Below are 20,598 nucleotides of genomic sequence, written 5' to 3' on the forward strand. Positions count from 1 at the left end.
CCAGTGGAGAGGCAGCCTACTTTCCGGCCCGCAGCCCCGCCTCATAGGCCCGGCGCGCCCAGACCGCCATCTCATCCGGATCCTCGAAGGCGCTGTCGGGAACGCTCCAATACGGCATCGACACCAGCTTGCCGTGCCGCGACCCCGTATAGGTCCATTGCCGGCAGCCGGCGGCTTCGAATTCGGGCGCGCTTTCTGCGTCGGCCTTCAGCATCAATTCGCCACTGATGACGATGGCGATGATGACGCCGTCGAAATAGATGCCCTTGCCGCCGAACATCTTGCGAATGCTGACCGGGCCGAGGCCTTCGAACAGTTCGGCAATGCGTTCATTGTCCATGCCGTGATCATGTCACCCGGATTTAGGCTTGTCATCGCCGCAACCGGCACCATCCTGACAAGTTGAAAACCACTTTCGTCGGAGTTTTTCATGCCGCTTCTGCTCAAAGGCTCGTGCCGGTGCAATGCTGTCCGCTTCGAGGTGGAAAGCCACACGCCGGTGCCGTTCATGCTGTGCTACTGCTCGATCTGCCGCAAGCAGCAGGGCGGCGGTGGCTTCGCCATCAATCTCGGCGCCGATTTCGAGACGCTGAAAATCAAGGGCAAGCGCAATCTTGGCGTCTACCAGGCCGAGATCGAGGACGATGAACATCCGCAATGCGAGATATCGACAGGCCAGCGGAATTTCTGCAGGAAATGCGGATCGGCACTGTGGCTCTACGACCCGACCTGGCCGGAACTGGTCCACCCCTTCGCCTCGGCGATCGACACAGACCTGCCGAAACCACCTGAAAAGGTGCACCTCATGCTGAAATACAAGGCGAACTGGGTCGAGCCCGCCATCGGCAAGGGCGACAAGACCTTCGACCTCTATCCCGAGGAATCGATCGCCGACTGGCACAAGCGGACGGGAATGTGGGTGGATTAGGTCCTTCTCCCCGTTTACGGGGAGAAGATGCCGGCAGGCAGATGAGGGGCGGCGCTAACGTCGCAGAAGCTGGCTCTGCCCCTCATCCGGCCCTTCGGGCCACCTTCTCCCCGTAAACGGGGAGAAGGAAACATCAGGCTGACGCGCGCGCTTCGGCCAGTGCCTTCAGATCGGCCGGCTTCAACTCGACCGATTCGCCGCAGCCGCAGGCCGAGCTCTGGTTCGGGTTGCGGAAGGTGAAGCCGGTGCGCAGCGTCGTCTGCTCGAAATCCATCTCGGTGCCGAACAGGAAAAGCGCTGCCTCAGGCGCGACATAGACATGGGCGCCGTCGCGCTCGATATGATCGTCCTTGGTGTTGGGCTCGGTCACCAGATCGACCGTATATTCCATGCCGGCGCAGCCGCCCTTCTTGATGCCAAGGCGAATGCCATGCGCATTCTCGCGGGTCGCGACGATCTCGCGCACCCGGTCGGCGGCCTTTTCGGTCATCGTAATGACGGCGAAGCGTCCCATTCTTTTTCTTTCTCCATTGCATGCAGGTTCAAGGCCTGCCGAATGATTCTTCACCTAAAATGGTGAAGTTTTCTGCCTGGCGCAAGTGCGCCTCAGTACCAGCCCACCGCGACCTGCGCCTCTTCCGACATGCGATCGGGCGACCACGGCGGATCGAAGGTCATGTTGACCTCGACGCCGGACACGCCTTCGACGGCGCCGACGGCATTTTCCACCCAGCCGGGCATTTCGCCGGCCACCGGGCAGCCGGGCGCGGTCAGCGTCATGTTGATCTTGACCGAGCGGTCGTCCTCGATGTCAATCTTGTAGATCAGGCCGAGCTCATAAATGTCGGCCGGGATTTCCGGGTCATAAACCGTCTTCAGCGCCGAGACGATGTCGTCGGTCAGCCGCGCCAGTTCGTCGGCGGGAATGGCCGAGGCGGAAACCAGACCGTTGGCAGTCGTGTCCGAAGTGGTCTCAGCGGTGCGGCCTGCATCATCCATGATCGTCATCCGAAGAACTTTCGCGCTTTTTCGAGCGCATCGGCCAAAGCGTCGACTTCGGCCCTGGTATTATACATGCCGAACGATGCCCTGCATGTGGAGGTTACGCCGAAACGTTTCAACAGCGGCTGGGCACAATGGGTGCCGGCACGGACGGCGACGCCTTGCCTATCGATCACCATCGACACGTCGTGGGCATGAATGCCCTGCAACTCGAACGAGATGATGGCGCCCTTGTCCGGCGCGTCGCCAAAGATGCGCAGCGAATTGACGGCGCGCAGCCGCTGATGGGCATAATCCCTGAGATCGGCCTCGTGCGCGGCGATGCGATCGCGGCCGATCTTTTCCATGTATTCCAGCGCCGCACCCAGCCCGATCGCCTGGACGATCGGCGGCGTGCCGGCCTCGAAGCGGTGCGGCGGATCGTTGTAGGTGACGAAATCTTCCGTCACCTCCTCGATCATCTCGCCGCCACCCATGAACGGGCGCATGCGCTCCAGCATGTCCTTCTTGCCATAGAGCACGCCGATGCCCGAGGGCCCATAGACCTTGTGGCCGGTGAAGACGAAGAAATCACAGTCGAGGTCCTGGACGTCGATCGGCATATGCACGGCGCTCTGGCTGCCATCGACCAGCACCGGAATGCCGCGCGCATGCGCGATGCGGACGATCTCCTTGATCGGCGTCACCGTGCCCAGCGCATTCGACATGTGGGTGATGGCGACCAGTTTTGTGCGGTCGCTCAGCCGTCTCTCGAACTCCTCGATGTGGAAGACGCCGAGATCATCGACCGGCACCCAGACCAGCTTCGCGCCCTGCCGCTCGCGGATGAAATGCCACGGCACGATGTTGGAGTGGTGCTCCATGATCGACAGGACTATTTCATCGCCCTCGCCGATATTGGGCATGCCATAACCATAAGCAACGGTGTTGATCGCCGCGGTCGTGTTCGAGGTGAAGACGATGTTGTCGGTGCTTGGCGCGTTGAGAAAGCTTTGCACTATCTTGCGCGCGTTCTCAAAGGCGTCGGTCGAGGCATTTGACAGGAAATGCAGCCCGCGATGGACGTTGGCATATTCGTGGGCGTAGGCGTGCTGGATGGCGTCGAGCACGGCCTGCGGCTTCTGCGCCGAGGCGCCATTGTCGAGATAGACCAGCGGTTTACCGTAGACTTCCCGCGACAGGATCGGGAAGTCGCGGCGGATCGCCTCGACGTCGTAGGGGATGTTTTCGACTTTCTGGTCCATCATAAGCTCTCTCGAGGCATCGCCTCATTCCGTCCAGCACCCCTCATCCACTCAACCGTGCGCCGCGAACCAGCCGTCGAGCCTCGTTTCCAGCGCCTCGACGATCGCCTCGTCGTCCAGTTCCTCGATCACCTCGGCGACAAACGCCTTGACCAGCAGCCCGCGCGCGGTCTTCTCGTCGATGCCGCGCGCCATCAGGTAGAACAGGTGGCTGTGGTCGATCTCGGTGACGGTGGCGCCATGGCCGCAAACGACGTCGTCGGCGAAGATTTCGAGCTCAGGCTTGGTCGAGAACTCGCCGTCATCCGACAGAAGCAGCGTGTTGCAGGCCATCTTGGCGTTGGTCTTCTGCGCGTATTGGTGGACGTTGATGCGCCCCTGGAAGACACCGCGCGCTCTTCCCGTCACCACGTTGCGGATCACTTCCGTCGAAGCGGTGTGCGGCACGGCATGGTCGAGCACCATGGTCACGTCGGTATGCGTGTCGCCGGCAAGCAGGTTGATGCCGCGCAGGGTGAAATCGGCGCCTTCGCCGGTCGTCCTCACCACGACCTCCTGGCGCACCAGCTTGCCGCCGGCATTCATCACGAACAGCGTCAGCTTCGCATCCTTGCCGAGATGCGCCTTGAACTGGGCAAGATGGGTCGCCGTATCCGGCTGCTCCTGCACGATCAGCCACGTCACCTCGGCGCCCTCTTCAAGCAGAAGCTGGCTGACCGAGCTGACCAGTGCGGCGCCCTCGCCCGCCTGGCGCTCAACGATGACAGCCTTGGCGCCAGCGCCGACGCGGACGCTGAGGCGCACATGCGTCTGACCGCCGGCCTGCAGGTTCTGCAATTCGATTGGCTTGTCCGGTTCGGTGCCGTCGGCGATGTCGACAAAATAGCCGTCGGCCACAAAAGCCGTGTTCAGCGCGCCGATGGCATCGTCGGCGCCATAGGGATCAAGGCCCGGTGCGATGCTGCCATCGGCCAGTTTCTCCGACAGGCGCTGCACGGCAATGCCCTCAATTTCAGGCAGTTTCGTGCTCGACACGCCGTTCAGCACCGGCAGAACAGCGGACCCTTCGACAACAGGCGCAATGGCTTTCGGGGCGGCTGCGGGATCGAAATCCGGCACCGTAGTCAGCAGGCGGCGCAGGTCGGTGTAGTGCCAGGATTCGATGCGCCGCGTCGGCAGCCCGCTCTTGATCGCCTCGATGGCGTCGTCGCGCTTCAGCATCACCGTGCCGTCGCCGGGCAGCAGCGACAGCCGGTCGCTGAAAGCGTCGATCAGCGCCGTTTCGGCCGGCGTTCGCTGGGGTGTCGTGTGTATATTCATCAGTTTCGCCTTGCTTGGCTTGCCTTCTGGGCCTTCTGGCATCTCACGCGGCTTGGCCGATCACGCCGGCATAGCCATTGGCTTCGAGATCGAGTGCCAGCGACTTGTCGCCCGACTTGACCACCTGGCCCCTGTAGAGCACGTGCACACTATCCGGCACGATGTACTGAAGCAGGCGCTGGTAGTGGGTGATGATGACGATGGCGCGGTCCGGCGCTCGCAACGCGTTGACGCCTTCCGAAACGATCTTCAGCGCATCGATGTCGAGGCCGGAATCAGTCTCGTCAAGCACACACAGTTTTGGCTCCAGAAGCTTCATCTGCAGGATCTCGGCGCGCTTCTTCTCGCCGCCGGAAAAGCCGACATTGAGCGGCCGTTTCAGCATCGCCATGTCCATGTCGAGCAAGGCGGCGGCATCCTTGACGCGCTTCAGGAATTCGGGGATCTTCAGCGGCTCCTCGCCGCGCGCCTTGCGCTGCTCGTTCATCGCCACCTTCAGGAATTCCATCGTCGCCACGCCCGGTATCTCCATCGGGTACTGGAAGGCGAGAAAAATGCCTGATGTGGCGCGCTCGGCAGGGTCCATTTCGAGGATCGACTGGCCGTTGTAGAGGATGTCGCCTTCTGTGACCTCATAGTCCTCGCGGCCGGCAAGGATATAGGACAGCGTCGATTTGCCCGAGCCGTTGGGGCCCATGATGGCGGCGACCTCGCCGGCTTTCACCGTCAGGTTCAGGCCGCGGATGATCTCGGTGCCGTCATCGACGATACGGGCGTGAAGGTTTCTGATTTCAAGCATTTTTTCTTTTCCTGAAAATTTTTGTCCGGTCAGCCGACCGAGCCCTCGAGGCTGATGCCGATAAGCTTCTGCGCCTCGACCGCGAATTCCATCGGCAGTTGCTGGATGACGTCCTTGACGAAGCCGTTGACGATCAGCGCGATCGCCTCTTCCTCGGGAATGCCGCGCTGCATGACGTAGAACTTCTGGTCCTCGGAGATTTTCGACGTCGTCGCCTCATGCTCGAACTGAGCCGTCGCGTTCTTGGCTTCCATGTAGGGCACGGTGTGCGCGCCGCACTGGTCGCCGATCAGCAGCGAGTCGCAATTGGTGAAGTTGCGGGCGTTGGTTGCCTTGCGGTGAGCGGAGACCTGGCCGCGATAGGTGTTCTGCGAAAAGCCGGCGGCGATGCCCTTGGAGATGATGCGGCTCGACGTGTTCTTGCCGAGATGGATCATCTTGGTGCCGCTGTCGACCTGCTGGTAGCCGTTCGACACGGCGATCGAATAGAACTCGCCGCTGGAATCGTCGCCGCGCAGGATGCAGCTCGGATATTTCCAGGTAATCGCCGAGCCAGTCTCGACCTGCGTCCACGAAATCTTCGAACGGTGACCACGGCAGTCGCCGCGCTTGGTGACGAAATTGTAGATGCCGCCCTTGCCTTCGGCGTCGCCGGGGTACCAGTTCTGCACCGTCGAGTATTTGATCTCGGCATCGTCGAGCGCGATCAGTTCGACAACGGCGGCGTGAAGCTGGTTCTCGTCGCGCTGCGGCGCCGTGCAGCCTTCGAGATAGGAGACGTAAGCCCCCTCCTCGGCGATGATCAGCGTGCGCTCGAACTGGCCGGTGTTCTTCTCGTTCATGCGGAAATAGGTCGACAGTTCCATCGGGCAGCGCACGCCCTTGGGCACGAAGACGAAGGAGCCGTCGGTGAACACCGCCGAATTCAGTGTGGCGTAAAAATTGTCCGAGGTCGGCACGACCGAGCCGAGATATTTCTTCACCAGCTCCGGGTGCTCGCGGATGGCTTCCGAGATCGAGCAGAAGATGACACCGGCCTGCGCCAGCTCCTTCTTGAAGGTGGTGACGACGGACACGGAATCGAACACCGCGTCGACCGCGACGCGGCCCGATTTATAAACGTTGTCGCTGGGTTCCTCGAGTTCCGACGCGTCGGTCTTCTGCACACCGGCGAGGATTTCCTGTTCCCTCAGCGGGATACCGAGCTTTTCATAGACCCTCAACAGTTCGGGATCGACGTCGCTCAGCGAGGTCGGTCCCGGCGTGCTCTTGGGCGCCGCATAATAGTAGAGGTCCTGGAAATCGATCTTCGGATAATGGACGCGCGCCCATTTCGGCTCGTCCAGCGTCACCCAGCGCCGATACGCTTCCAGACGCCACTCCAGCATCCAGGACGGCTCGTCCTTCTTCGCCGAAATGAAGCGGATAATGTCTTCGCTCAGGCCCTTTGGGGCCTTGTCCATCGCGATTTCGGTCTGGAATCCGTATTTGTATTGGTCGACGTCGATCTTTCGAACCCGATCGATCGTGTCCTGCACAGCAGGCATCAGCGTTCTCCATCCACGCCGGGGTCAAGGCCCGGCAGTTTTCAAACTATGGCACCGCGAAACCAGTACCCGCGAGGCACCCGAGGCGGCGTAAGTTCCATATAGTGCGTCCCTGCCGGGAATTCACCCGGCCACCACGAAACGCACGGCTCTACCAGGCCAGAAGGCCCGCATTTGTTGGCCGCGCTCACGCGGCTTCGTCCCTGCCTGCGCGGCGTGAGGCAATGCCTGCCAGCGCAGTGCGGAACAGTTCGATGTCCTCGGCGCTCGTTGCGTGGCCGATGGACACGCGCAAAGCGCCAAGGTTGTCATTGTATCCCATGGCTTTCAGCACATGGCTCGGGCCGACCTTGCCCGACGAACAGGCGGAACCGGCCGACAGCGCCACGCCCGCCAGATCGAAGGCGATCTGCGCCGTCTCGGCCTTGATGCCCGCAATAGCGAAGAATGTCGTGTTGGCAAGCCTCGGCGCGCCGGTTCCGAAGATTTCCGCATCCGGCACCAGCGTTCTCACGATGGCCTCGATCTCGTCGCGGCGGCTGCCGACCGCATCGATGCGCTTCAATCCGATCAGGGCTTCGCGTGCCGCTGCGCCAAAGCCGACAATCGCGGCCAGGTTCTCGGTGCCGCCGCGATGACCCTTTTCCTGGCCACCGCCGGCGATCAAGGGGTTTGGCATCATCAGATCCGAGGCGGCGACGATGGCGCCAATGCCCTTTGGGCCGCCAATCTTGTGCGAAGACAGAATCAGGTAATCGGCGTAACCCACTGACATATCGAGCGGAATGCGACTGGCAGCCTGTACGGCGTCGACGACCAGGATGCCGCCCGCCGCCTTGACAATTTTGGCGATGTGCTCGACCGGCTGGATAACGCCGGTCTCATTGTTGGCGGCATGGATCGCCACCAGCGGCAGGCCGTCTGCCTTGTCATGACGGCCAAGTGCCGTCGCCAGCGCGTCCAGCCTGACCAGGCCGTCGGCGTCGACGCCGATGTGACTTACCTGGGCTGCCGGAAAACGCCCGCCGTTCAGCACACAAGGATGATCGGCTTCGCAGACATAGAGCCGGCTCATGCGGACAGCGCCGCGGCCCATCTGCCAATCCGGCGTCAGCAACGTCGAGGCGGCTTCCGTCGCACCGGAGGTGAACACGACATGCTCGGCCCTGGCGTTGACCAGCAGCGCCACATCGCGCCTCGCGTTCTCGATCTGCCGCCGTGCGTCGCGGCCCTCGGCATGGACCGACGACGGGTTGGCGGCAGTATCGAGCGCGGCAATCATTGCCGTGCGCGCCGCGGCAAGCAGCGGCGCACTGGCATTGTAGTCGAGATAGGCGCGTCTTCCGGCCATTTTCGTTTCGATCGGTCCTTTCAAGAGCCATTCCGCGAGGATAGCGCGTTATTTCCTTGAAATTGCAAGGCAAGCCGTCCTATTTACGCGACTTGCGGCGCGGATGGCCGAACCACGACGTTTTGGCCACCCAGTTTTGAACAATTCTAAACTAGCTTCTAAGAAGACGCTCGCCCTGCGTCAAGGCCAGAGGAAGAGTTGTTCCGGGCGCCGCGCATTCATATGCCATGTGGAGTATTTTATGCCTGAGGTCATTTTCACCGGTCCGGCCGGCCGTTTGGAGGGTCGCTACCAGCCTTCCAAGGAAAAGAGCGCGCCGATTGCCATCATCCTGCACCCGCACCCCCAGTTCGGAGGCACGATGAACAACAAGATCGTCTACGACCTCTTCTACATGTTTCAGAAGCGGGATTTCACCACGCTTCGCTTCAATTTCCGCGGCATCGGGCGCAGCCAGGGCGAATTCGACCACGGCACCGGCGAATTGTCGGATGCGGCCGCGGCACTTGACTGGGTGCAGTCGCTGCATCCGGATTCCAAGAGCTGCTGGGTCGCCGGCTATTCGTTCGGCTCGTGGATCGGCATGCAGCTTCTGATGCGCCGGCCGGAGATCGAAGGCTTCATCTCCATTGCGCCGCAGCCCAACACCTACGATTTCTCGTTCCTGGCGCCCTGCCCGTCGTCCGGCCTGATCATCCATGGCGACGCCGACAAGGTCGCACCGCCAAAGGACGTGCAGGGGCTGGTCGACAAGCTGCACACGCAAAAGGGCATCACCATCACCCAGAAGACCTTGCCCGGCGCCAACCATTTCTTCTCCAACGATGCGGACCTCCTGCTCCAGGAATGCGCGGACTATCTCGATCGCCGTCTGGCCGGCGAGTTGTCCGACCCGCGGCCGAAACGGTTGCGATAGGCGGCAAACAGCGATGTACCAACTCGCATTTCCAGGAAACGCGACAGGGTATCCTGCAACCGGCCATCGCCGTCCGTAGCGGTGTCGCCGAGGGGTTCGAGAGCGAGAGCCCGAATCCTACGGCGGATTCGACGGAGCGTGACGTTCGCCGTCGCCAGGTCGCTCAATCGACCTTGGTCATCGCCGCCTTGCGCTCGTTGGCGATCAGCCACAGGTTGCGGATATAGATGAACAGGCCTAGGGCCTGGCCGGCGATGAACACCGGATCCTGCCGCTGGATGGCGTAGATCAGCAGCAGGCTGCCGCCGAACAGCGAAAAGAACCAGAAGGCGATCGGCACGACGCTGCGCTTGGCTTTTTCCGATGCGACCCACTGCACGACGAAGCGCATGCTGAAGAAGAACTGGGCGACAAAGCCGAGCAGAATCCACGTATCGAACTGCTTGACGAAGACGTCGTGAAGCCAGGTCGCCAGTTCCTGAAGCGCGTTAGCCATGCCGGATTTCCTCGGTTTTTGGCATTCTGCGGCGCCGGCGGCGCAGCCACCAGACACCGGCGAGATCAAGCACCCCTTGCAGGCCGCGATCGAAAATTCCGTAATTCGACTTGCCGTGGCGGCGAGAGCGGTCGACGACGTTGCAATGCACGACGCGATACCCCTCCTGGATGACGAGGGCCGGAACAAAGCGGTGCGTGCCGTCGAAGAACGGCAATTTCCTGAGGATGTCGGTATGGATCGCCTTCAGGCCGCAGCCGGTGTCGCGGGTCTCGTCATGCAAGACGGCCTTTCTCAGCCAGTTGGCAAAACGGGACGCCAGTTGCTTGATCTTGCTGTCGCGACGCTTCAGGCGCTGCCCTTGCGCAACACCGAAATCGGGACCGGCCTGCCGCAGGGCATCCACCAGCACCGGAATATATTTGGGATCGTTCTGGCCGTCGCCATCGATCGTGGCGACGATATCGCCGCGGGCCGCCCATGCGCCCGAACGCACAGAGAAAGACTGGCCGGCGGATTTCTCATGCCGGAGGTGGCGAAGCGGAAACCGGCGAAGCACTGCCTGGGCGGCAAGCACCGAGCTGGTCTCGTCGGTCGAACCATCATCGACGACGATCACCTCGAAGTCGCGCCCGGCCATCGCCGCACCGATCTCGTCAAGCAGAAGCGGCAGGTTCGCCGCCTCGTTCCGGCAAGGAATGACGATGGATATCTCCGGCATTTCGGGTCGGGCTCTGTCATAGGATTTGGCATTCGATTCGATGCCGAGCGGTGCCGTTCCAGCGGGTCAGGTGCGGCAAGAACCCGCTGGCGCGGCGCCTCATTACGCCAGCCCAAACGATGAAGCAAGGATGCAGCCGCAAGGCGAGCTTTGCGCCGTTTCACGACACCGTGATTGCGTTCGCACCGAACCGGTCATGTAAACGCTATCGGACGCGAGCCGGATTCCCCTTTTGCTGACCGCGCTTGGATGCTAAACGCCCGCGTTCACGCCCGCTTCGGTTGGGCGCTTTCGGGAAAAGAAAAAATGTCCGCCTTCAAATCCGATTTCCTGCGCATAATGAGCGAGCGCGGTTTCATCCACCAGATATCGGATGATGCCGGCCTCGACCAGCTTTTCGCCAAGGAAACGGTGACCGCCTATGTCGGTTACGATGCCACGGCAACCAGCCTGCATATCGGCAATCTGATTTCCGCGACCATGCTCTACTGGCTGCAGGAGACCGGCCACCGGCCGATCGCACTGATGGGCGGCGGCACTTCGATGATCGGCGATCCTTCCTTCCGCGACGACCAGCGCAAGCTTTTGACGCCTGAGGCCATCGCCACCAACATCGAGGGCATCAAGCGCATCTTCGGCCGCATCCTGCGATTCGGCGACGGTCCGAACGATGCGATCATGGTCAACAATGCGGACTGGCTGATGAAGCTCAACTATGTCGAGTTCCTGCGCGATGTCGGCCGGCATTTTTCGGTCAACCGCATGCTGACCTTCGACAGCGTCAAGCTGAGGCTCGAGCGCGAACAATCGCTGTCGTTCCTCGAATTCAATTACATGATCCTGCAGGGCTATGATTTCGTCGAGCTCAGCCGGCGCTATGGCTGCCGCCTGCAGATGGGCGGATCGGACCAGTGGGGCAATATCATCAACGGCGTCGATCTCGGACACCGCATGGGCACGCCGCAGCTTTATGCCCTGACCACACCGCTGCTGACGACGTCATCAGGCGCCAAGATGGGCAAATCGGCCAACGGCGCGGTCTGGCTGAACGGCGACCTCTACTCGCCCTATGATTTCTGGCAGTACTGGCGCAACACCGAGGACGCCGACGTCACGCGCTTCCTCAAGATTTTCACCCGCCTGCCGCTCGGCGAGATCGCCCGGCTAGCCGCCCTTGGCGGCTCCGAGATCAACGAGGCCAAGAAGGTCCTGGCCACGGAAACGACGGCCATCGTGCACGGCCGCGAAGCAGCCGAGCAAGCCGAGGAAACCGCGCGCAAGACGTTCGAAGAAGGCGCGCTGGCCGAAACGCTGCCGACCGTCGAGGTGGGCAAAGCCGATCTGGAAAGCGGCGTCGGCATATTGTCGCTGTTCGTCACCGCCGGGCTGGCTGCGTCCAACGGCGAAGCGCGGCGACACATCCAGGGCGGCGCGGTGCGGCTGAACGACCAGTCCGTTTCCGATGATCGCCGGTTGGTGACACTTCAGGATCTCGGCCCGGAACAAGTCGTAAAACTGTCGCTCGGCAAGAAAAAACACGTTCTGGTGCGGCCGGTCTGACCAGAGCCTGATTGCGCAGCACGCTCTCGAGCTGCCGCCCTCCATCCGATTGCGACGTGGAACGCGTCATCGTGGTACAATCTGAGCCGATGCGCCGGCCGGCTCGGACGCGCCATGTATGGACGTTCCTGGACAGTGCGCGTATCGAACTCGCATCTTGGCCGGGTACCAAAAGTTGCGCGGAACAAGCCCGCGCAACTTTGTTGTTGTCGGAGTTCACGCCGAGTGCGTCGGGACCATGGGAGCAGCCTCCAATTCGTTAAACCGCCCATGGACTTCGATATCACGATCGCCCGGCCGATCGGGCCGTGGATGCGGTTACCGAGCAGAGGCTGGAAGGCACTCGACATCAAAGTCGGCAAGTTGCGCCTGTAGCTGAAGTACGCAAGCGCCAATCCGACAACCGCGTAGATCGCCCACGGGTGCAGCGCCCAATGGAAATAGGCGTATTGCATTGCCACGACCGCGGCCTCCCTTGACTGCGGCTCCGCCATTCCGTGCGGTGGCGCGCCAAAATGGAAGACCGGTTCGGCCACTCCCCAAAACATCAGGCCGATGCCCATCCCGACGCTGAACATCATGCAGACCCATGACACGGTCGAAAATTCAGGCTTTTCGTCATCTCGCCCGAGCTTGATCTTGCCGAACCTGCCAACCGCCAGGAAAACAGCGAACACCAGGAAGAACGCCGTCGAAACGACAAACATCCAGCCGAATGTCTTGATGATCGTATTTAAAGTCGCTGTCGCCACTGTGGCGAGACTGTCAGGAGCGAGGCCGCCCCAAAGCACAAAGCCGCCAGCTATGATGACAGCCGGCCAAAATACGCCGGAATCTACACTCCGGGTGCCTGTTACGGACATCCGCTCACTCCCATTTTGTGTGAACATCGTGCGCGGCCGGCTTTTCAAGCATTTTCTGGCTGGAACGACAGAGCGGTTCGCGTGGTAAAACTGATTGAATGACGCTGCGCTAGCTGGCTCAATCGCGACTTCGTTGCGACCCAGTTCCGACACATTCGAAAGTTGTCGGTTATGCCGATCATGTCCATGTTGTTGTTCCGGTCATAGAGCGTGCCCTGAAAGGTGGCGCCGATGCGCGGGCCGCGCAGCACGCCATTGGGGAGCTTCAGATACCCGGCCTTGATTCAGCCACAAGCCCAAATTGCTGGATTTGGCAGCCCAGGAAGGATAGGCTTGGTTTTTGGTTCAAGCGATGGAACAGAGACTAGCCGCAATTCTGGCTGCCGATATGGCGGGCTACAGTCGGCTAATGGAGGCCGACGAATCCGGCACGCTCGCACGCCTTCGGACCCATCGCATAGAACTGGTCGATCCCGCCATCGCGAAGAACAAGGGCCGGATCATCAAGACCACCGGAGACGGCATGCTCGTTGAGTTCCAGAGCGTGACCGATGCCGTGAAATGCGCCGTGGAAATCCAACAGCGCATGAAACGGCGCAATTCGGATGTGCCGCAAGAACGGCGTATCGAATTCAGGATCGGCATAAATCTCGGCGACATCATTTTCGATGATGAGGATATTTTCGGCGACGGCGTCAATATTGCCTCGCGCATCGAGCAACTCGCCGACGTCGGCGGCATCTGCGTGACCGCAGCGGTGGCGACCCAAATTGCCGACCGTCTCGAAATTGCCATGGAGGACCTGGGCGAGAAGACGTTAAAGAACATCAGCCGCCCGGTTCGCCTCTATCGCATTGGGTTTGACAGTGCTGTCCTGCCAGAAGTCGAGGCAAAGCGAGCCATCTCGAAACCTTCGATAGTGGTGCTGCCATTCAACAACATGAGCGGCGACCCCGAGCAGGAATTTTTCGCGGACGGACTGACCGAGGACATCATCACCGAACTGTCCCGCCACCATGAGCTGTTCGTCATCTCGCGCAATTCCAGCTTCGTCTACAAGAATCGCGCCGTGAATGTGCGCGAGGTGGCCGAGAAACTCGACGTCCAATACCTGGTGGAGGGAAGCGTCCGCAAGATCGGCAACAGGGTGCGCGTGACGGTTCAGCTCATCGACACGGCGAATGACGCACATATTTGGGCAGACAAGTATGACCGGAAGCTGGACGACATATTCGCGATTCAGGATGAGGTGACCTCGGCGATCGCAGCCACGCTGCCCGGTCGTGTCGAGGCGGCTCAGCGGGACCAGCTCGCGCGGGCGAAACCTGCAAACATGGCCGCCTATGAATGTGTGCTTGCTGCCAAGGTGCTGCATCACCGAAGCACGATTGCGGATAATGAACGCGCGCAAACCTTGATAGGCAGGGCCGTCGCGCTCGACCCCGATTATGCCCATGCCCATGCCTGGCGGGCCTGCATCCTTGGCCAGGCCTGGGTCCATAACTGGTGCGAAGACAGGGATGCGGTCTGGAACGACATCATGGCAGCGCTGGACAGGGCGCTGGCGCTGGACGACAACGATGCCGATGTCCACCGCATCCTCGCCGCAGTGAACGTGAACAACAATGAGCTGACCACAGCGCGCTACCATCAAGAGCGCGCCCTCGCCCTCAATCCCAATTACGACCTCGTGGTGGTGCAGCAAGGCGAGTTATTGACGTGGCTGGGGAGGCCGGAAGAGGGAATTGAATGGATCCGCAAGGCAATGCAGTTGAACCCGCACCACCCGGAGAGGTTCTGGAGCCATCTGGGAAAGGCGCATTTCGCCGCGCGCCAGTATGGCGAGGCGATCGAAGCTTTCATGCATCTGTCAACCATGGACTCGGTTCAGCACGCTTTCGCCGCTGCCTGCTACGGCTGGCTCGGCGACGAAATCGCGGCCGCGGCGCATCTAGGCAAGATCAGAACACTCGATCCCCAATTCGACCTCGATTCATTTATCGCCACCCTGCACTATGCCCAGGAGCCTGATGTGCAGCACGTCCGCGAAGGACTGCTGAAAGCCGGTATTGCCCACCTGTAGCCAGCCCGTAACTACGAACCAGATCCAATCAGGGACAGGCAAAGAAGACCGGCCCCCCACCCGATGCGGACCTTGTGGCATGAACGACAGGCGGCTTAGGTCATGGGCGTGAATTCGGTCGGGGCGATCCACTTAGGGTCAAGACTCGGTCGCTCTAATGCATGTCGCGCAAAAGGGTGCAGCGGTTTTGCGATAGCGACATGCATAAAAACAACAGCCTAAAGCGCGTCGCATGAGGCCGGTCAAACGCGACGCGCTTTAAGTGATTGGGTTTTGACCTTACCGGTACTCGAAGATCGACCTGAAAATTCCGGGCGCGATCACCGACAGCGGATTGACGTCCAGTTTGGGCTTGTTGGCATCGCCCCTGAGCCGGTAGGTCACGCCGATCAGGCCGCGATCGCGGCCATTGCCGAGCAGCGCGCCGAACAGCGGCAGTTCGCCAAAAATGCGGTTGATGCCATAGACCGGCATGAAGGTGCCGGTCATGTCCATTTTGTTGTTCTGGTCATAGAGCGTGCCCTGGAAGGTGGTGCCGATCCGCGGGCCGCGCAGCACGCCATTGGCCAGCTTCAGATAGCCGGCGCCCTTTTCGATCTCGGAAAAGCCGCGCTCGAACTTCACTCTCGACGTGTCGATATTGGCTTTGACAGCTTCGTTGAGGTTGCGGCTGTCGCCCGCCGGCGTCGTCGATACGAGCGAGGCGAGTTTCGGCTCGTTGACCACAAAGAAATTATGCGAGTCGACCTGGCCCTTCATCGGCCCATCGCTTGCCCCGGCGAGCGCCAGGGTGATCGAACCGCCCTCCATATGCTCGTAGATGTTGAGGAACCGCAGGATGGCGCCGGCATCGGCCGAACGCACCTTGAGGGCGCGCTTGCCGGCGCCGGTCGTATTGCTGACGCTGATGGCAGCACCCGAACTTGCCGTGGCGCTCACCTTGAGCCCATTCACCCTCGAGCCGGCGGCGCTGTAGTCGAGCTTCAGGTTCGACAGCGTCTCGTTGTGGAAGCCGATCAGCGAATTGACGTCGGCGCTGACCGAAATCGCGTCGGAACCCGTGGCCTTTGTGGCAGTGTCGACATCGGACGTAAATTGCTTGATCAGCGAGCGCGCATCCAGCGCGCTGCCGCTGATGTCGATCGCGTAGCCCTTGCCCGATCGTGTCACCGAAACGGCAACGTCGTCTCCCCGGTTCAGCTTGACGTTGCTGAACCGCGCCGAGGACAGGGCGCCGTTGACCAGCACCACGCCGCCATCGATCGAAAAGGTCTTTCCATTCAGGTCGAAGTCGGACAGCGTCGTGGTGTCGCCGGATTTGGCCATGGCAAATGAGACATTGGCTGGAATTCCAGGCCCCTTGCTCCAGCCTGCCCAGGGAATGTCCAGCCTGGCATTGGTCAGGTCCGCCGAAACAGTCTGGTTGCCCGTGCCGCTCTTGTCGATCTCAACCTTGACGGTTCCGGAAAGCAGCTCCGACAGGCCAGGCATGGCGGCGGCACGTATCTTGTCGTCGAGCATCAGCGCCACTTTCCGGCTGCGTGGCGGTCCGCCATCCCTGAGCGGTTCGATCAGGTCGAGTTCGGCTGGAATGCCGTTGAGCAGCGCCTTGGCTGATATCACCGCCTTCTCGGGTTCGACCGTGATCGAACCGTCCGCGTCCGTCACCGTCTGGTCTTCGAACGGCTTGCCCAGCGACAGGTCTTTGTAATCGAGCGTCACCAGCCAATCGAGTTTCGAGCTGTCGACGCCGCGCTGCAGCGGAATGTCCGCCTTGACGTGGCCGGTCACCGTGCCGGACAGGTCTTCCGGCAGCAGGCCGACACGGCGCATGCCGTTGATCGGCTCGTAGGAGGCGAGCTCGGCGATTGCGGACGCCTCCCCGGCAACATCGATATCGAGCGCGCCGATCACCGGCGGGCGGTTCGCCGCCTTGACCGTCATCGTGCCGTTGCTTGCCGCGACCGTGCGGCCGCTGGCCATATAGACGTTGCCCGAGGACAAGGCGATGTCGACGTCATTGCCGTGGAATTCGACAACACCGACGGCATCGCGTATCGGCGGAATGTGACCGGCTGTATCGAAGCGCGATCCTTCGATCTGGAAACGGCCGAATACCTCATCTGATGAAAGCGGGATGCCGTTGCCAAGGCGCCCGGGCACGACCTGGAACTGCAGGCTCGCGTCGACGACGCGGCCGCCGAACAGGTTTTTCAGCACCCACAGGCGAGCGTTTCGCGCCGAAAACCAGGGCCACAACTGCTTGACATGCGAGACCGGCATGTCGTGGACGTTGAAGGCTACAGATATTCCCGGCACCTTTCCCCTGGCGAACTCGACCGAAGCCGTGCCCAGCGCCTCGCCGGCGGAGCCGGACCTGATCCCGATCTGCTCGGCCACGAGCTTGCGGCTGCGGGTCTGGTAGACGCCGGCGACACGGGCGATGAAATCGAGTGCGGGTTCGGAGGATTCAGAAGGCGCCAGCGTCGAGCCGTCGCTGGTCAGGTCGTAGCGATAGGACGGCTCCTCGCCCGCTGTTCCAGTCGCCGGCATCGGCCCGATCGAGCCGGCGAAATCGAACGTCGAGCGACCGGTCCTCACTTGCAGCCGGTCCACCTGGACCTTGTTGGCGCCGGCGACAAGCGTCGCAGCGAGATCGACGTCGGCTGGCAGCATCCCGCGCGAGCCGAGATCGAGCACGGAACCGGCGAACGACAACGAGGCCGTCAGCCGGGGCGCGTTCTCGCCGGATCCCTCCGATCCCACCAGCTTCAAGGCAATAGCGCCGAGCGTCCCGCCCGGCGTAGCCGCAGCCTCGTCAACCTGCGCTATCTCGACGCTGGCATCCAACGCCGTCACCCGCCGCGTCGTCGTATCGCGGCTGGCTGAGGCGGCGATGGTGAGTGCCCTGCCGTCGACATCCGCGTCGGATGAAAACTCCATGCCGCCCGGCCCCGACTGCGCAACGGTAGCATCCGCGATCCTGACCAGTTTGACCAACCCGGCCTCGGGCGGAACGAGGTCGACATTGCGCAGCTCGATCCGGCGCATCGAATCCTCGCGCACCGCATCGAGCGCGTGACCGATGCTGGCAAAGACCGAACCGGCCAGCTTTTCCGGATCGATGAGGCCGTCGTCGTTGCGCAGCGCCGCCGTCCAGTCGCCACCCGACGGCAGCGCCGACATCACGATGCGCGCGTCGGAAATCCTGGCACTGGTAAGCCGCACCTCGCCCGAAAGCAGCGGTATCAGCCTTACGCCGAAGCGGACACGCCCGGCATCGGCCATCGGCTTGCCGTCGGCGGTCTTGAGGCTGACGTCGCTGACCTGCAGCGCAATGAAGCTCGATCCGTCGAGCGTGAGACGGGCCGGCCCGACCGCAACGTCGACGTCGACGCCGGCCAATTTCTCGATGGCCGTTTCCGCTTCGGCCCGCAGCCGCTCGGTGCCAAAATCGGACATGCCGATCGCATACACAGCGGCGGTGGCCAGCAGCACAAGGGCCAAAAAGCCGGCAAACAGCCGCGCAAGAATACCAACGCCGCGGCCCTGGCCGAGCGGCGGTACGCGGCACGCGGACGGGAAGGCCCCCAGGTCGGTGATTTCATCACGCCTGAATCTGATCTTCTCGTGCTGCGGCTGCTCCTGATCCACACAATTTTCCGTTGAACGAACTCGACCGTGGACGAATCCCGGTGCGACAATATATCGATGAGGCTTCGCGCGTAACCTCAAACAAGGGCACCGATATGGCTGATCTCGACGTCGGCGACGTTGCGCCGCAGTTCGACCTTCCCCGTGACAGCGGCGGGTCGCTCAGCCTCGCGTCATTGCTGGGAAGGCCGGTCGTGCTTTACTTCTATCCGCAAGACGACACCACCGGCTGCACCAATGAGGCGATCGGCTTTTCGCAATTGAAGCCGGAATTCGAAAAGCTCGGCGCAATGGTGATCGGCCTGTCGCCGGACAGTGTCCGAAAACACGACAAATTCAAATCGAAATACGATCTGACCGTCGACCTCGTCGCCGACGAGGAGCGCAAGGTGATCGAAGCCTATCATCTGTGGGTCGAGAAGAAGCTCTATGGCCGCCGCTATATGGGTGTCGAGCGTGCAACGTTCCTGATCGGCAGCGACGGACGGATCGCGCGGATCTGGCGAAACGTTCGCGTCAAAGGCCATGCCGAGGCGGTGCTGGAGGCCGTGCGCGCGCTTTGACGATAGTTTCGGCTGTGGCCTGAACCCGTGTGAAGCACGGGCGCCGAAGCAATCCGGCTGCAACCTATGGGCTGCAAGGAGCTGGGCGCGAGCAACCGACCGTTAACCTTAATGATGTGTAATCGGGCTTGTCGTTGGTGTCGTAACGAAAGCTTGGTCCCGTGAACGTAGCCAGTCAGTCAACGGTCTTCGGCAGGCGCAATGAGCCCCACACTGTCATTATCGCCCGGGGCAACGAGATCAGGCATTTCACCATACGGCCATGGGTTGCCGCATTTTGCGGCTCCGCGCTGGCGGCGATGGCGATAGGCTATCTGCTGGCGACCTCCTATCTCGTGCTGCGCGACGACCTGATCGGCGCGACCACGGCAAGGCAGGCGCGCATGCAGCAGGCCTATGAGGACCGCATCTCCGCACTGCGCGCCCAGGTCGACCGGATAACCAGCCGTCAACTGCTCGACCAGGAGCTCATGGAAACCAAAGTTGGCGAGTTGCTGGAACGACAGACCCAGCTCAGCCTGCGCCATGGCCGCCTCGGCCCGCTCCTCGAACGCGCCGAGAGCGACGTCGGAACGCCGCCTGCCGCAGGCACCGGCGCGTCCGCTATGCCGGATAAACGCGCCGAGGTGACCGACGCCCCGCCGCAGGCCTATGCGGTTGCCAGCGTCGGCGCCAACCTTGGCGCTGGCGATACCAGGCCGTTCTCCCTGTGGTCGACCCGCTCCGATCCGCTGCCGAGCGACACGGCGGCCGATCGTGCCGACAGACTGTTCGTGTCGATCAACGAGTCGCTCAAGGCCATAGAGAGCCAGCAGCTCACCCGCATCGCCAGGCTTGCCGACAACGCCTACAGAAACGCCGATGCGATTTCTCAGGCGCTCGAGGCGGCTGGCCTGCCGGTCGACGGCGATTTCGGCAAGAGCGATGCCGGCGGTCCGTTGATACCACTCGACAGTTCGATGACGTTCGACAGCAAGGTAAGGGAACTCGACGAGGCGCTGGACGCGCTCGATCGTCTGAAGACGGAGGCGCGACGGCTGCCGCTCGACAACCCCGCGCCCGGTCGCTCGGTCACCAGCCCGTTCGGCGTGCGCACCGATCCGCTCCTCGGCACCGCTGCGCTGCATTCGGGGATGGATTTCAGGGCGCCGTCCGGAACGCCTGCCAAGGTCACTGCGGCCGGCGTCGTCGTCAAAGCCGGCTGGAACGGCGGCTACGGCCGCATGGTCGAGGTCGACCATGGCAATGGCTTTGCGACGCGTTATGGGCATCTCAGCAAAATCGACGTGACCGTCGGCAAGAGGCTCAATGCCGGCGACGTCATCGGCAAGACCGGCAGCAGCGGCCGCTCGACCGGCCCGCATCTGCATTACGAGATCCGCCACAATGGCGAGGCGATAGACCCGCTGCGCTTCCTGAGGGTCGGCAAGAAGGTCGCGCGGTATCTTTAGTCCCCGGCAGGGGTGCAACTGCGAGCGTCACGTCGATGCAGGACCTTTTTGATGCTGGCGGGACAGCGCCCCCCTCTGTCCTGCCGGACATCTCCCCCTC

At 61.9% G+C, this 20,598-nt stretch carries 17 protein-coding genes and 1 pseudogene; 6 read left to right on the forward strand and 12 right to left on the reverse strand.

Annotated features, from left to right (window positions below; genetic code table 11):
- Nucleotides 1-16 precede the first annotated feature (16 nt).
- Entirely contained in the window at nucleotides 17-340 is a 324-nt protein-coding gene (locus NMG80_RS10805) for a TfoX/Sxy family protein (RefSeq protein ID WP_254018068.1), read from the reverse strand.
- A gap of 90 nt (nucleotides 341-430) precedes the next feature.
- On the opposite strand from NMG80_RS10805, the gene NMG80_RS10810 reads away from it, so the two are divergent.
- Entirely contained in the window at nucleotides 431-928 is a 498-nt protein-coding gene (locus tag NMG80_RS10810; RefSeq protein ID WP_254018069.1) for a GFA family protein, read from the forward strand.
- Between the two features lie 133 nt (nucleotides 929-1,061).
- Here NMG80_RS10810 and sufA read toward each other — a convergent pair whose 3' ends face one another.
- The 7 genes from sufA to NMG80_RS10845 form a co-directional block, all read right to left on the reverse strand.
- Nucleotides 1,062-1,442 (reverse strand): Fe-S cluster assembly scaffold SufA, encoded by a 381-nt coding sequence (sufA, locus tag NMG80_RS10815; RefSeq protein ID WP_006206001.1) that lies wholly within the window; start codon nucleotides 1,440-1,442, stop codon nucleotides 1,062-1,064.
- 92 nt (nucleotides 1,443-1,534) lie between these two features.
- The gene (locus NMG80_RS10820; RefSeq protein WP_254018070.1) at nucleotides 1,535-1,927 is read right to left on the reverse strand and encodes an SUF system Fe-S cluster assembly protein; all 393 of its coding nucleotides are present in this window, start codon (nucleotides 1,925-1,927) and stop codon (nucleotides 1,535-1,537) included.
- Nucleotides 1,928-1,932: 5 nt separating this feature from the next.
- The gene (locus NMG80_RS10825) at nucleotides 1,933-3,174 is read right to left on the reverse strand and encodes a cysteine desulfurase (RefSeq protein WP_254018117.1); all 1,242 of its coding nucleotides are present in this window, start codon (nucleotides 3,172-3,174) and stop codon (nucleotides 1,933-1,935) included.
- A 51-nt stretch (nucleotides 3,175-3,225) separates the two neighbouring features.
- Entirely contained in the window at nucleotides 3,226-4,494 is a 1,269-nt protein-coding gene (sufD, locus tag NMG80_RS10830) for a Fe-S cluster assembly protein SufD (protein WP_254018071.1), read from the reverse strand.
- Nucleotides 4,495-4,537: 43 nt separating this feature from the next.
- Nucleotides 4,538-5,293, reverse strand: a complete 756-nt coding sequence (gene sufC / locus NMG80_RS10835; RefSeq protein ID WP_023798289.1) for a Fe-S cluster assembly ATPase SufC — start codon at nucleotides 5,291-5,293, stop codon at nucleotides 4,538-4,540.
- 29 nt (nucleotides 5,294-5,322) lie between these two features.
- Nucleotides 5,323-6,840: a Fe-S cluster assembly protein SufB gene (sufB, locus tag NMG80_RS10840; protein WP_254018072.1), complete on the reverse strand. Its 1,518-nt coding sequence runs from the start codon at nucleotides 6,838-6,840 to the stop codon at nucleotides 5,323-5,325.
- A 187-nt stretch (nucleotides 6,841-7,027) separates the two neighbouring features.
- Nucleotides 7,028-8,191, reverse strand: a complete 1,164-nt coding sequence (locus tag NMG80_RS10845; RefSeq protein ID WP_254018073.1) for a cysteine desulfurase family protein — start codon at nucleotides 8,189-8,191, stop codon at nucleotides 7,028-7,030.
- Between the two features lie 241 nt (nucleotides 8,192-8,432).
- On the opposite strand from NMG80_RS10845, the gene NMG80_RS10850 reads away from it, so the two are divergent.
- Complete coding sequence (locus NMG80_RS10850) at nucleotides 8,433-9,107, forward strand: alpha/beta hydrolase (protein ID WP_027154148.1); 675 nt, start codon at nucleotides 8,433-8,435, stop codon at nucleotides 9,105-9,107.
- A 163-nt stretch (nucleotides 9,108-9,270) separates the two neighbouring features.
- On the opposite strand, the gene NMG80_RS10855 is transcribed toward NMG80_RS10850, so the two are convergent.
- Both NMG80_RS10855 and NMG80_RS10860 read right to left on the reverse strand, forming a co-directional pair.
- Nucleotides 9,271-9,603 carry a lipid-A-disaccharide synthase N-terminal domain-containing protein gene (locus NMG80_RS10855; RefSeq protein ID WP_254018074.1) on the reverse strand — a complete coding sequence of 111 codons (333 nt, stop codon included), beginning with the start codon at nucleotides 9,601-9,603 and terminating at the stop codon, nucleotides 9,271-9,273.
- Entirely contained in the window at nucleotides 9,596-10,324 is a 729-nt protein-coding gene (locus NMG80_RS10860; protein ID WP_254018075.1) for a glycosyltransferase family 2 protein, read from the reverse strand. Before NMG80_RS10860 ends, NMG80_RS10855 begins: the two co-directional genes overlap by 8 nt.
- Before the next feature lie 306 nt (nucleotides 10,325-10,630).
- On the opposite strand from NMG80_RS10860, the gene tyrS reads away from it, so the two are divergent.
- Nucleotides 10,631-11,884 carry a tyrosine--tRNA ligase gene (gene tyrS, locus NMG80_RS10865; protein WP_254018076.1) on the forward strand — a complete coding sequence of 418 codons (1,254 nt, stop codon included), beginning with the start codon at nucleotides 10,631-10,633 and terminating at the stop codon, nucleotides 11,882-11,884.
- A 287-nt stretch (nucleotides 11,885-12,171) separates the two neighbouring features.
- Here the strand turns inward: tyrS and NMG80_RS10870 are convergent.
- Nucleotides 12,172-12,747: pseudogene (locus NMG80_RS10870) on the reverse strand (BCCT family transporter); the annotation flags it as partial.
- Between the two features lie 352 nt (nucleotides 12,748-13,099).
- Here NMG80_RS10870 and NMG80_RS10875 point away from each other — a divergent pair.
- Complete coding sequence (locus NMG80_RS10875; protein WP_254018077.1) at nucleotides 13,100-14,830, forward strand: adenylate/guanylate cyclase domain-containing protein; 1,731 nt, start codon at nucleotides 13,100-13,102, stop codon at nucleotides 14,828-14,830.
- A gap of 279 nt (nucleotides 14,831-15,109) precedes the next feature.
- Here NMG80_RS10875 and NMG80_RS10880 read toward each other — a convergent pair whose 3' ends face one another.
- Nucleotides 15,110-18,484, reverse strand: a complete 3,375-nt coding sequence (locus tag NMG80_RS10880; RefSeq protein WP_254018078.1) for a YhdP family protein — start codon at nucleotides 18,482-18,484, stop codon at nucleotides 15,110-15,112.
- Between the two features lie 95 nt (nucleotides 18,485-18,579).
- On the opposite strand from NMG80_RS10880, the gene NMG80_RS10885 reads away from it, so the two are divergent.
- Both NMG80_RS10885 and NMG80_RS10890 read left to right on the forward strand, forming a co-directional pair.
- The gene (locus tag NMG80_RS10885; RefSeq protein ID WP_254018118.1) at nucleotides 18,580-19,047 is read left to right on the forward strand and encodes a peroxiredoxin; all 468 of its coding nucleotides are present in this window, start codon (nucleotides 18,580-18,582) and stop codon (nucleotides 19,045-19,047) included.
- 161 nt (nucleotides 19,048-19,208) lie between these two features.
- On the forward strand, nucleotides 19,209-20,498 hold the full coding sequence (locus NMG80_RS10890; RefSeq protein ID WP_254018079.1) for a M23 family metallopeptidase: 1,290 nt from the start codon (nucleotides 19,209-19,211) through the stop codon (nucleotides 20,496-20,498).
- The last annotated feature ends 100 nt before the right edge of the window (nucleotides 20,499-20,598 follow it).

Origin of the sequence: Mesorhizobium escarrei, assembly GCF_935825525.1 — a bacterium.
Classification (GTDB): Bacteria; Pseudomonadota; Alphaproteobacteria; order Rhizobiales; family Rhizobiaceae; genus Mesorhizobium; species Mesorhizobium escarrei.

Coding starts and splice junctions, on each gene's coding strand:
- sufA (WP_006206001.1), bottom strand. CDS start 1,442: ATGGGACGCTTCGCCGTCATTACGATGACCGAAAAGGCCGCCGACCGG.
- sufC (WP_023798289.1), bottom strand. CDS start 5,293: ATGCTTGAAATCAGAAACCTTCACGCCCGTATCGTCGATGACGGCACC.
- tyrS (WP_254018076.1), top strand. CDS start 10,631: ATGTCCGCCTTCAAATCCGATTTCCTGCGCATAATGAGCGAGCGCGGT.
- NMG80_RS10825 (WP_254018117.1), bottom strand. CDS start 3,174: ATGGACCAGAAAGTCGAAAACATCCCCTACGACGTCGAGGCGATCCGC.
- sufD (WP_254018071.1), bottom strand. CDS start 4,494: ATGAATATACACACGACACCCCAGCGAACGCCGGCCGAAACGGCGCTG.
- NMG80_RS10820 (WP_254018070.1), bottom strand. CDS start 1,927: ATGGATGATGCAGGCCGCACCGCTGAGACCACTTCGGACACGACTGCC.
- NMG80_RS10805 (WP_254018068.1), bottom strand. CDS start 340: ATGGACAATGAACGCATTGCCGAACTGTTCGAAGGCCTCGGCCCGGTC.
- NMG80_RS10845 (WP_254018073.1), bottom strand. CDS start 8,191: ATGGCCGGAAGACGCGCCTATCTCGACTACAATGCCAGTGCGCCGCTG.
- sufB (WP_254018072.1), bottom strand. CDS start 6,840: ATGCCTGCTGTGCAGGACACGATCGATCGGGTTCGAAAGATCGACGTC.
- NMG80_RS10810 (WP_254018069.1), top strand. CDS start 431: ATGCCGCTTCTGCTCAAAGGCTCGTGCCGGTGCAATGCTGTCCGCTTC.
- NMG80_RS10850 (WP_027154148.1), top strand. CDS start 8,433: ATGCCTGAGGTCATTTTCACCGGTCCGGCCGGCCGTTTGGAGGGTCGC.
- NMG80_RS10860 (WP_254018075.1), bottom strand. CDS start 10,324: ATGCCGGAGATATCCATCGTCATTCCTTGCCGGAACGAGGCGGCGAAC.
- NMG80_RS10875 (WP_254018077.1), top strand. CDS start 13,100: ATGGAACAGAGACTAGCCGCAATTCTGGCTGCCGATATGGCGGGCTAC.
- NMG80_RS10855 (WP_254018074.1), bottom strand. CDS start 9,603: ATGGCTAACGCGCTTCAGGAACTGGCGACCTGGCTTCACGACGTCTTC.
- NMG80_RS10885 (WP_254018118.1), top strand. CDS start 18,580: ATGGCTGATCTCGACGTCGGCGACGTTGCGCCGCAGTTCGACCTTCCC.